This window comes from Bacillus sp. NH11B, from assembly GCF_001884205.1.
In the GTDB taxonomy this organism is placed as follows: Bacteria; Bacillota; Bacilli; order Bacillales; family Bacillaceae_G; genus Bacillus_A; species Bacillus_A proteolyticus.
This window is the reverse complement of the sequence record NZ_MAOG01000107.1, coordinates 408676-419349: the sequence shown is the minus strand read 5'-3', so window position 1 is coordinate 419349 and position 10674 is coordinate 408676. Positions and strand designations below refer to the sequence as shown.

The 10674-nt window shown below is 36.3% G+C and carries 11 protein-coding genes and 1 pseudogene; 10 read left to right on the top strand and 2 right to left on the bottom strand.

Features of this window, described 5'->3' with window-relative positions; all coding sequences use genetic code 11:
- Positions 1-358 (top strand): L-serine ammonia-lyase, iron-sulfur-dependent, subunit alpha (locus BAU27_RS18535; protein WP_175546548.1); only part of this gene is annotated, 358 nt, incomplete at its 5' end.
- 52 nt (positions 359-410) lie between these two features.
- Here BAU27_RS18535 and proI read toward each other — a convergent pair.
- Positions 411-1250 carry a pyrroline-5-carboxylate reductase ProI gene (gene proI, locus BAU27_RS18530; RefSeq protein ID WP_071771610.1) on the bottom strand — a complete coding sequence of 280 codons (840 nt, stop codon included), beginning with the start codon at positions 1248-1250 and terminating at the stop codon, positions 411-413.
- A gap of 165 nt (positions 1251-1415) precedes the next feature.
- Here proI and BAU27_RS18525 point away from each other — a divergent pair, with 165 nt between their 5' ends.
- The gene (locus tag BAU27_RS18525; protein ID WP_071771609.1) at positions 1416-2369 is read left to right on the top strand and encodes an MBL fold metallo-hydrolase; all 954 of its coding nucleotides are present in this window, start codon (positions 1416-1418) and stop codon (positions 2367-2369) included.
- A 9-nt stretch (positions 2370-2378) separates the two neighbouring features.
- Positions 2379-3173 (top strand): SDR family oxidoreductase, encoded by a 795-nt coding sequence (locus tag BAU27_RS18520; RefSeq protein ID WP_071771608.1) that lies wholly within the window; start codon positions 2379-2381, stop codon positions 3171-3173.
- A 29-nt stretch (positions 3174-3202) separates the two neighbouring features.
- Here BAU27_RS18520 and BAU27_RS18515 read toward each other — a convergent pair whose 3' ends face one another.
- Positions 3203-3388, bottom strand: a complete 186-nt coding sequence (locus BAU27_RS18515) for a YqzH family protein (RefSeq protein WP_071771607.1) — start codon at positions 3386-3388, stop codon at positions 3203-3205.
- A 224-nt stretch (positions 3389-3612) separates the two neighbouring features.
- Between BAU27_RS18515 and argC the strand changes: the two genes are divergently transcribed.
- The 7 genes and pseudogenes from argC to BAU27_RS18480 all read left to right on the top strand — a co-directional run bounded on the left by argC (position 3613) and on the right by BAU27_RS18480 (position 10621).
- On the top strand, positions 3613-4650 hold the full coding sequence (gene argC / locus BAU27_RS18510) for an N-acetyl-gamma-glutamyl-phosphate reductase (RefSeq protein ID WP_071771606.1): 1038 nt from the start codon (positions 3613-3615) through the stop codon (positions 4648-4650).
- Between the two features lie 10 nt (positions 4651-4660).
- Complete coding sequence (gene argJ, locus BAU27_RS18505; protein WP_071771605.1) at positions 4661-5884, top strand: bifunctional glutamate N-acetyltransferase/amino-acid acetyltransferase ArgJ; 1224 nt, start codon at positions 4661-4663, stop codon at positions 5882-5884.
- An 11-nt stretch (positions 5885-5895) separates the two neighbouring features.
- Entirely contained in the window at positions 5896-6663 is a 768-nt protein-coding gene (gene argB, locus BAU27_RS18500) for an acetylglutamate kinase (protein WP_071771604.1), read from the top strand.
- Positions 6660-7820, top strand: a complete 1161-nt coding sequence (gene argD, locus BAU27_RS18495) for an acetylornithine transaminase (protein ID WP_071771603.1) — start codon at positions 6660-6662, stop codon at positions 7818-7820. Before argB ends, argD begins: the two co-directional genes overlap by 4 nt.
- A 12-nt stretch (positions 7821-7832) precedes the next feature.
- Entirely contained in the window at positions 7833-8783 is a 951-nt protein-coding gene (gene argF, locus BAU27_RS18490; RefSeq protein WP_071771602.1) for an ornithine carbamoyltransferase, read from the top strand.
- Positions 8784-9144: 361 nt separating this feature from the next.
- Positions 9145-9738: pseudogene (locus BAU27_RS33390) on the top strand (WXG100 family type VII secretion target); the annotation flags it as partial.
- 421 nt (positions 9739-10159) lie between these two features.
- Positions 10160-10621, top strand: a complete 462-nt coding sequence (locus BAU27_RS18480; protein WP_071771615.1) for an Imm30 family immunity protein — start codon at positions 10160-10162, stop codon at positions 10619-10621.
- Positions 10622-10674 lie beyond the last annotated feature (53 nt).

Genomic DNA, 10674 nt, shown 5'->3' with positions numbered 1-10674 from the left:
TGGAATGGCAGCGGCAGCCGCAGTTGAGATGGCTGGTGGAACACCAGATCAAGCAGCTACAGCGATGGCAATTTCATTAAAGAATATGCTTGGTTTAGTGTGCGATCCTGTTGCAGGGCTTGTAGAAGTACCTTGTGTAAAACGTAATGCAGCAGGAGCTGCGAATGCGATGATTTCAGCTGATTTATCATTAGCTGGTGTAACTAGTACAATTCCATGTGATGAAGTTATTGAGGCGATGTTTAGAATTGGACAAACGATGCCAGTAGCACTTCGTGAAACAGCAGAAGGTGGACTTGCAGCAACACCAACAGGTCGTCGTCTGCAAGAAGAGATTTTTGGTAAGAGTAATAACTAGAAGCATATGATTAAAATAAAAACGGAGCTCAAATAAAATTGAGCTCCGTTTTTTATGTTTCTTCTGCTATTTTTTCTAATGTTTTTCCAAGATCATGTGATCGTTTCGTTGCTTGTGTAATACATGAGATTAATGCTTGTTGAAAATTATGCTCCTGTAGCACTTCAATACCTGCTTCGGTAGTTCCGCCAGGAGAAGTAATTTCTTTTCGCAAAATAGAAGGGTGTTTTTCGCTTGCTTTTAGCATTTCAGCAGCACCAATCATCGTCTGAAGAATAAGTGATTTTGCAACATCTTCTTTTAAACCAATTTTTTTTGCGGCGTCTTCCATCGCCTCTACTACGTAATAAATATAAGCTGGTCCACTTCCAGACAATGCAGTGACAGCATGCATATCTTCTTCCTCTACAACAGAGACGAGACCGATTGTTTCAAATAACGATGTTGCAATGCGAATATGTTCTTCCGTTGTATGTTCTGAAGGTGAGATAGCAGTAGCGGACTTTAAAATAGCCGCAGATGTATTTGGCATCGCACGAATAATCGGAACGTCTTTTTGAAGTAGGTTTCTAATTGAATGAGTAGAAACACCTGCTAACAACGAAATAATAAGCAAGTCATTATTTATGTATTCTTTAAGAGGAATCATCGCTTCTGCGACATCTTTTGGCTTCATAGCTAGAAAAAGAATATTTGCATCAGCAAGTAATTCTTTTTTGTTATGTGTACCTTTGACACCGTATGTTTTACGTAACTCCTGTAATCTTGTCTCATTAGAACGATTACTTACAGTGATATGTTCCCCTTTAACAACATTTGCGTTTAATAAACCACTAATAATCGCTTCGGCAATAGAGCCTGCACCGAGAAAGGAAATGTTTTGAATAGACATGATGTTCCTCCTTTAAATTTGGTTAGAAATACTTATAAATGTACATAAATTCGTTTTTTTATGGAAAACACCTCTTTTTATCTGAAAATAATGACAAATTTATAGGGAAGTTGTAAACTGAAGAGGTATTCATTTTTGAACCGGAAAAAGACAGGGGGGCTAAGCATGGCGGCGATTCATCGAATGGAGATTCCTGTTCCATTTGCAGTTGAGACAGTGAATGTGTTTTTAGTTGAGGGAGAAGCATTAACGTTAATTGATACAGGGACAAATACAGAAGAAGCAAAGAAGGCACTAGAAAGCCAATTAGGTGCATTAGGGTATAAGATAGAAGATATTGAAACGGTAGTTATTACGCATCACCATGCGGATCATTGTGGACTTTTAAATACATTTTCTGAAAAAGTAAAGATTATTGGACATCCTTGGAATGAACCTTGGATCACGCAGAATGCCGAATTTTTAAAGAGGTATCATGAATTTTTTAAAGAGACGGCCTTGCAGTTCGGCGTTCCAGCAGCATTTTTGAATGGTGAGGCATTATTGACGACGAAGACACTTAAATATTCTTGTAATAGGTCGTTAACACATACCGTGAGAGAGGGAGATCGTATAGATTCGTTACCTGGATTTACAGTGATTGAAACCCCAGGTCATGCTTCTACTCATATTTCATTATATAGAGAATCAGATGGAATATTAATTGGTGGAGATGCTCTCATTAGTCATATTTCTTCAAATCCAATATTAGAACCACCATATGAAGGGCAAACAGAAAGAGCGCATCCTTTGTTGCAGTATAATCAAACGTTAAAACGTTTAAGTGAAATGAATATTGCACGTATTTTATCCGGGCATGGGGAAGATGTTCTGAATGTGAAACAACTTATTGAAACAAGATTACAAAAGCAAGAGACACGTGCTTTTAAAGTGCTGGAGCTATTAAAGGAAAAGCCAATGACAGCATTTGAAGTATGTGTAAAACTATTTCCGGTATTATATAAAGAGCAATTGCCACTTACTATCTCAGAAACTGTTGGACAATTAGACTTTTTAGCATATAATCAACAAGTGATGATTGATGAATCTTCACCACAATTGATTTATTATGCAAAGTAGGTGACAGCAATGACGGGACGTTTACAGGACAAAGTAATCGTCATTACAGGTGCTTCTAGTGGAATTGGAGAGCAAGTTGCAATGCAAGTTGCAGAGCAGGGAGCAACTCCAGTATTAATGGCTCGAACAGAAGAGAAGCTACAAGCATTAGCAGACAAAATTAAAGCAACTTATAATACGCCTTGCTATTACTATGTATTAGATGTAAGTGAAGAAACGAAAGTACAATCTGTTTTTTCAAAGGTATTACAAGAAGTAGGACGTATTGATATATTGGTAAATAATGCTGGGTTTGGTATTTTTAAAACGTTTGAAGATGCTTCAATGGATGAAGTAAAGGATATGTTTCAAGTCAATGTATTTGGATTAGTAGCTTGTACGAAAGCGGTATTGCCTTATATGGTAAAAAGGAACGAAGGACAAATTATTAATATTGCTTCATTGGCTGGAAAAATTGCAACTCCGAAGTCGAGTGCTTATGCAGCAACAAAACACGCTGTATTAGGATTTACGAATAGTTTGCGTATGGAGTTATCTAACACAAATGTGTATGTAACAGCAATTAACCCAGGACCGATAGACACGAACTTTTTTGAAATAGCCGATCAATCAGGTACATATGTGAAAAATATGGGACGTTACATGTTAAAGCCAACATATGTAGCAGAACAAATCGTAAAGGCGATGCAAACGAAAAAACGTGAAGTAAACTTGCCGAAGTGGATGGGAATGGGGCCAAAGCTCTACGCATTATTCCCAGGTTTATTTGAACGTGTTGCAGGCAAATCATTAAGTAAAAAATAGGAGATTTCCATATGGAAATCTCCTATTTTTTATTTTCCAGTCACATAATCGTAAACGATATCCTCAACTGCCTCGTATACATCAATTTCAGTATTTGAATGAATCATCGTTTGAATATGTTTAATTAGCATTTCCTGATCCTCTTTTGAAACAGGATTACATTGATATTGCCGAAAACTTTTTGTAATCATTTTCTCAATTAATTTTTCATTCATGTTTTTCCCCACCTGTATGTATACATGTATTGTTTTATTGTACTTGAAGTGAAATAAAAATACTATTATACATTGTTTTTGTATAAAAATTAGATCGTATATATTGTTTTCTTAGTAAAATTAAGTTTTTTAAGTTTTAAAAATTTATAAATATTTAATTGACTCTATAAATATACAATATTATAATCATACTTAATTTAAAGAATCGATATGAGGAGGAGCTTATGAAAGTCGCAATTATTGGAGCAACTGGATATGGAGGCATTGAGTTAATTCGGTTATTAGAACAACATCCATATTTTTCGATAGCATCTCTCCATTCTTTTTCACAAGTTGGTGAGTGTATAACAAATGTATATCCGCATCTTCGAAATGTTCTTGTCCATACGTTACAAGAAATTGATGTGGAGGCAATAGAAAGGACCGCGGAAATTGTATTTTTAGCAACCCCGGCAGGAGTATCGGTAGAGTTAACTCCAAAATTATTACAGGTGGGTTTAAAAGTAATTGACCTATCTGGAGACTTTCGTATGATAGATCCCTCGTCATATGAACTGTGGTATAAAAGGCAAGCTGCACAGGAAGAAATTCTTAGGAAAGCAGTATATGGGTTAAGTGAATGGAAAAGGTCCGAGATTCAAAATGCAGATTTAATTGCAAACCCAGGATGTTTTGCTACAGCGGCATTATTAGCGATAGCGCCGTTAGTACGTATCGGCATGATTGAAGAAGATTCGATTATTATTGATGCGAAATCAGGAGTATCTGGAGCGGGCAAAACGCCAACAACAATGACTCACTTTCCTGAGTTATACGATAACTTGCACATTTATAAAGTAAATGAGCATCAACACGTTCCTGAGATTGAGCAAATGCTTGCAGAGTGGAATAGGGAAACGAATCCAATCACGTTTAGTACACATTTAATACCGATATCACGGGGGATTATGGTTACACTTTATGCGAAAGTGAAAGGAGAAATGAAGATAGCACAACTTCAAAAATTATATGAAGAAACGTATGAACAATCGGCTTTTATTCGAATTCGCACGCAAGGAGAGTTTCCAAGTCCAAAAGAAGTGAGGGGCTCAAATTATTGTGATATGGGGATAGCTTACGATGAAAGAACAGGAAGAGTGACAGTCGTTTCTGTTATAGACAATATGATGAAAGGCGCAGCTGGGCAAGCGGTTCAAAATGCAAATTTATTAGCGGGACTAGAAGAAACAACGGGTTTACAGCATATGCCGCTTTATCTATAAGGGGGACGTGATGATCAAAGTAGAATCTATTACAAAATTAGAAAATGGTTCAATTGTAACGCCGAAAGGCTTTTCGGCAATGGGTACTGCAAATGGTTTGAAAAAGGAGAAAAAGGATTTAGGTGCAATCGTTTGTGATGTACCAGCATCATGTGCCGCTGTTTATACAACAAATCAAATACAAGCAGCCCCGCTGCAAGTAACGAAAGACAGTATAGCAGCTGAGGGGAAATTGCAAGCAATTATCGTCAATAGTGGAAATGCAAATGCTTGTACAGGAATGAAAGGATTACAAGATGCATACGAGATGCGTGCATTAGGGGCGGAACATTTTGGAGTGAAAGAAAACTACGTTGCAGTGGCTTCAACGGGTGTAATTGGTGTTCCTTTACCGATGGATATAATCCGAAAAGGAGTTGCAACTCTTATACCGACAAAGGAAGTAAGTGAAGCACATTCTTTTTCTGAAGCGATTTTAACGACGGATCTTATAACGAAAGAAACTTGCTATGAGATGATCATTGATGGAAAAGAAGTGACCATTGCTGGTGTTGCTAAAGGTTCAGGCATGATTCATCCGAATATGGCAACGATGCTTAGTTTTATTACAACAGATGCCAATATAGAGCGTGACGTATTGCAAACAGCATTATCACAAATAACGAATCATACATTTAATCAAATTACGGTGGATGGAGATACTTCTACGAATGATATGGTCATCGCTATGGCAAGTGGATTATCAGAAACGAAACCAATCAATATGGAACATACAGAGTGGGAAACTTTCGTATTTGCTTTACAGAAGGTATGTGAAGATTTAGCCAAAAAAATTGCACAAGATGGTGAAGGCGCTACAAAGTTAATAGAAGTAAATGTGCTAGGAGCTCAAACGAATGAAGAGGCAAAGAAAATCGCAAAGCAAATAGTCGGTTCGAGTCTTGTGAAAACAGCAATACATGGTGAGGACCCAAATTGGGGGCGAATTATTAGTAGTATTGGACAAAGTGAAGTAGCTATTAATCCAAATGCAATTGATATTACTCTTCAATCTATCTCGGTATTAAAAAATAGTGAGCCTCAAACATTTTCTGAAGAGGAAATGAAAAAGAGATTACAAGAACATGAAATTATTATTGATGTTTATTTACATTTAGGAGAAGAAACAGGATCAGCTTGGGGCTGTGACTTAAGCTATGAATATGTGAAAATAAACGCTTGTTATCGTACATAAGGAGAGGGAAGATGAGCGATTATATTGTAGTGAAATGCGGCGGTAGTATGTTGAATCAATTAAATGATCTGTTTTTTGATTGTATAAAGAAATTGCAACAAAAGTATAAGGTAGTGATTGTTCATGGTGGTGGTCCAGAAATTGATGCCAAATTAATAGATTGTAACATCAAAGTAGAAAAAAGAGATGGGTTACGAGTAACACCAAAAGAAGTTATGGATATTGTTCAAATGGTGCTATGCGGAAGTACGAATAAAAAACTCGTAATGAATTTACAAAAGCATAATTTACTTGCGGTAGGTTGCTCAGGATGTGACGGCAATTTACTTCAAGTTCAACCTGCCAGCGAGGAGATAGGATATGTGGGAGAAGTAAGTTATGTCGAAACAGCCTTACTAAAAGGATTAATAAATATGAATTATATTCCAGTTATTGCTCCAGTCGGCATACATGATAATGAGATTTATAACATAAATGCGGATACCGCCGCAGCTGGAATTGCGGCCGCGCTATCCGCAAAAGAACTTATTTTTATTACAGATGTAGATGGAATAGTACATGAAGGAAAATTAGTAAAGAAAACGGACGAATTTGAAATTGATACTTTTATTGAAAAAGGGGTTATTACAGGCGGGATGATTCCGAAAGTACAGGCGGCACTAGCGTCATTAAAAATGGGAGTGCAAAAGATAAGTATTGTGAACGGTACAAAAGATTTTACTGAAGTTACGGGAGAGCGTATCGGAACGACAGTAACGAAAGGAGTGAGTATCGTATGACAAGTCACCTTTTTCAAACGTATGGGAGAAGAACTATTGAGTTTGTAAAGGGAAAGGGAACGAAAGTTATTGATACAAATGGTAAGCAATATTTAGATTTCACTTCAGGTATTGGAGTATGTAATTTAGGACATTGTCACCCTACAGTGATGAAAGCTGTACAAGAGCAACTTAATGATATATGGCATATATCTAACCTGTTTACAAACAGCTTACAAGAAGAAGTCGCGTCATTATTAACAGAAAATATAGCATTAGATTATGTTTTTTTCTGTAATAGCGGGGCAGAAGCGAATGAAGCAGCTTTGAAGCTAGCCCGTAAGCATACTGGAAAATCTCTCGTCGTAACATGTCTGCAGTCTTTTCACGGTAGAACATTCGGAACGATGAGTGCGACGGGGCAAAATAAAGTGAAAGAAGGATTTGGTCCACTACTTCCGTCTTTTTTACATATCCCTTTTAACGATATAAAGGCATTAGAGGAAGTAATGAATGAAGAAGTTGCGGCGGTAATGGTAGAAGTTGTTCAAGGAGAGGGAGGGGTCATACCTGCTGCTCTATCTTTTTTGAAAGCAATTGAAACATTATGTAATAAGTTTGGCTCCTTATTTATTATAGACGAAGTACAAACAGGGATCGGAAGAACAGGGACATTATTTGCTTACGAACAAATGGGAATAAATCCTCATATCGTTACTACCGCTAAAGCGCTTGGAAATGGCATTCCAGTTGGAGCGATGATTGGTAGGAAAGAACTTGGACCATCATTTACTGCAGGATCACACGGCTCAACGTTTGGCGGAAATTATGTTGCAATGGCTGCAGCGAAAGAAATATTGCAAGTAAGTAAACGACCATCGTTTTTAAAAGAAGTACAAAAAAAGGGCGAGTACGTATTAGAGAAGTTGCAAGAAGAATTACGACATGTCGAATGTATTCAAAATATACGTGGTAAGGGGCTTATGATTGGAATTGAATGTACGCATGAAGTTGCAAGTTTTATAGAACAACTAGAAAAAGAGGGACTGCTCGTATTACAAGCAGGGCCTAATGTTATAAGACTATTACCACCGCTTATTGTAACGAATGAAGAGTTAGAACAGGCAGTATATATGATAAAAAAAGTAGTTTGTACAAAAAACGTATCAATCATATAAGGGGGAAGTTTCATGTCAACTGTACAAGTACCGAAATTAAATACGAAAGATCTTTTAACACTAGAAGAATTGACGCAAGAAGAAATTATTTCTTTAATTGAGTTCGCCATATATTTAAAAAAGAATAAGCAGGAGCCTTTATTACAAGGCAAAATATTAGGGCTTATCTTTGATAAACATTCAACGCGTACTCGCGTATCTTTTGAAGCAGGAATGGTACAGCTCGGAGGACATGGTATGTTTTTAAGTGGAAAAGAGATGCAAATTGGAAGAGGAGAAACCGTTTCAGATACTGCAAAAGTATTATCTCATTATATCGACGGGATCATGATACGTACATTCTCACATGCCGATGTAGAAGAGCTTGCAAAAGAATCGAGCATACCTGTTATTAATGGATTAACGGATGATCATCACCCTTGTCAAGCGTTGGCAGATTTAATGACGATTTATGAAGAAACAAATACATTTAAAGGAATTAAATTGGCTTACGTAGGTGACGGAAATAATGTATGTCATTCATTGTTGTTAGCGAGTGCGAAAGTCGGAATGCATATGACTGTTGCAACGCCTGTAGGGTATGAACCGAATGAAGAGATTGTAAAAAAAGCGTTAGCGATTGCCAAGGAAACAGGAGCTGAAATTGAAGTTTTGCATGATCCTGAATTAACGGTGAGTGAAGCAGATTTCATTTATACTGACGTTTGGATGAGTATGGGGCAAGATGGAGAAGAAGAGAAATATACTTTATTTCAACCTTATCAAATCAATAAAGAACTTGTTATGCATGCGAAGCAAACATATCGTTTCTTACACTGTTTACCTGCCCATCGTGAAGAAGAAGTAACAGGAGAAATTATAGATGGACCACAGTCTATCGTATTTGAGCAAGCTGGTAATCGATTACATGCGCAAAAAGCATTGTTAGTAAGTTTATTTAAAAATGTAGAAGAGCCTTCCTAAATGATGTACACCTCTAATTGTTAGACACGAATAACAATTGGAGGTGTATTTTTTTATGTCTAAATTCTTACTAGAAGAAAAGGTAAATGAAAAAAGGTATTCCCTTCAGTATAAACAGAAAGTGCTTAATTATATGGACAGAAAAGGGACATATAATAGAGAAACAGTTGGTTAATTTTTTGTCTAACTTTTTGGGTCCAGTTCACTAGGAAGGCTCTTTCTTTTACTTCACATACACATAGGATTTATTTGCTGTTAAGTAGGTTTTATGTTATATGAAGATTTTTGATAGGTCTGAAAAATCTGTATTTATATTTTTTTCTTTTTATCTCATAATTTTAATTGGGAGGGGGAGGAAAAACTGGTTCAAATTAAAATAACACCTGAAATGCTAGAAGAAGTTGCGAATCATGCAAGTAACACCCGAATCGCATTAGAATCTATACATAATAATTTATGTAATGAAATAGATCAATTGTGTTTTCAGTGGATTGGTGCCTCCAATCAACAGTTCATTAAAATGTTCAATGATGCGAGACCAAAAGCTTTTACATCTATTCATTCACTTGTAAAAGAAGAAGAAGATTTGAAATGAATTGTCGAAAAATTACGTAATACAGATAATCAAGATGTTACAATGGAACAAGGGGCGATGTGTGGACCACTATCATCAGAAAAAGAGGATTTTGATGGTGAAAAACTTGCTAGGGATATAGTTGGTGAAATAAGTGGTGAGTATGATATTCGTCGTGCTTGGAATGGTATTGATCCATCTACTGGCGAAAAACTATCTACTTTGGATAGAGTATTTGCAGGAGGAATGGCAGTAGCAGGGCTTACACCTTTTGGAAAGATAGCTAAAGTAGGAAAAGGGGTCAAAATGACTGCTAAGGCTACTGAGGCTGTGAATAAGGCTAAAAAAGTACCTGTGGAGAAAGTCAATGGAGTTAATGGTGCGGATAAAGCTCTGTTGACTAATGAAGGAAAAGTTGGAACCTATAAACAACTTGTGAAACAAGGGACTGCTTTTGATAATATTACTCCACATCATATGCCTTCTGCAGAGAAAATGAAACAAGCTGGTATAAAAAGGAATGATGATGTGAGTATGAATATGGAACAACCTCATCCTGGAACTGGTGGGAGACATGGTGAAACATATACATATGGTCTATCAGGAGAAAAATCGAAGGCGTATTTAAACCTTAGCTTTCGTGATACCTTATCTCATGATATCTTGGATGCGCGAAGAAATTATATAAAAGATGGTTTATATACTGACGATATAAGAGAAGGTTTACGAGGAGTTATTAAAAGAAACAAAGAGCTGTATCCGCATTTATTTGATAAATAAAACATGGAAAGGACGATTATCTTTGGATATAAAGAGTCATTTAAAAAGATTATACGATAATCGTTTATTAGAAAGTGAGAATGAGATACGAGATTTTAATGAGTCATTAATGGAAGTAATAGCGTATAACGAAGTCTCTGTTATTACAGATTTATGTTTAGTTCTGGATGATGAGACTGAGCAATTTGAGGTTATGTTTGGTTTGATTCATGGAATAGAGAGCTTATATAAAAATAACATAGAAGAAGGACTTGTATGTATTGCTAAAGCTTTTCCGAAGATGATTAACTCAGCTAAAGAATGGGTAGAAATTTTACATTATAGAATTCTTAATCACCCTCAAGTAAGATTAGCATATGGAAAAGTACTTTCGGGATTTGATCCATCAATTACGATTAGTATTAAAGAATTATTGATTGATATAAAAAATGAAGACCCTGATATGTTTAGTGAATCTGTTAATGAGGTAATTAAGAGCATCTAATGTTTAAAGTTGGAAGGACATATAAGTACATAGGGCTAAGCTAACAGAAAAGA

Coding starts and splice junctions, on each gene's coding strand:
- proI (WP_071771610.1), bottom strand. CDS start 1,250: ATGTCTATTCAAAACATTTCCTTTCTCGGTGCAGGCTCTATTGCCGAA.
- BAU27_RS18525 (WP_071771609.1), top strand. CDS start 1,416: ATGGCGGCGATTCATCGAATGGAGATTCCTGTTCCATTTGCAGTTGAG.
- BAU27_RS18520 (WP_071771608.1), top strand. CDS start 2,379: ATGACGGGACGTTTACAGGACAAAGTAATCGTCATTACAGGTGCTTCT.
- BAU27_RS18515 (WP_071771607.1), bottom strand. CDS start 3,388: ATGAATGAAAAATTAATTGAGAAAATGATTACAAAAAGTTTTCGGCAA.
- argC (WP_071771606.1), top strand. CDS start 3,613: ATGAAAGTCGCAATTATTGGAGCAACTGGATATGGAGGCATTGAGTTA.
- argJ (WP_071771605.1), top strand. CDS start 4,661: ATGATCAAAGTAGAATCTATTACAAAATTAGAAAATGGTTCAATTGTA.
- argB (WP_071771604.1), top strand. CDS start 5,896: ATGAGCGATTATATTGTAGTGAAATGCGGCGGTAGTATGTTGAATCAA.
- argD (WP_071771603.1), top strand. CDS start 6,660: ATGACAAGTCACCTTTTTCAAACGTATGGGAGAAGAACTATTGAGTTT.
- argF (WP_071771602.1), top strand. CDS start 7,833: ATGTCAACTGTACAAGTACCGAAATTAAATACGAAAGATCTTTTAACA.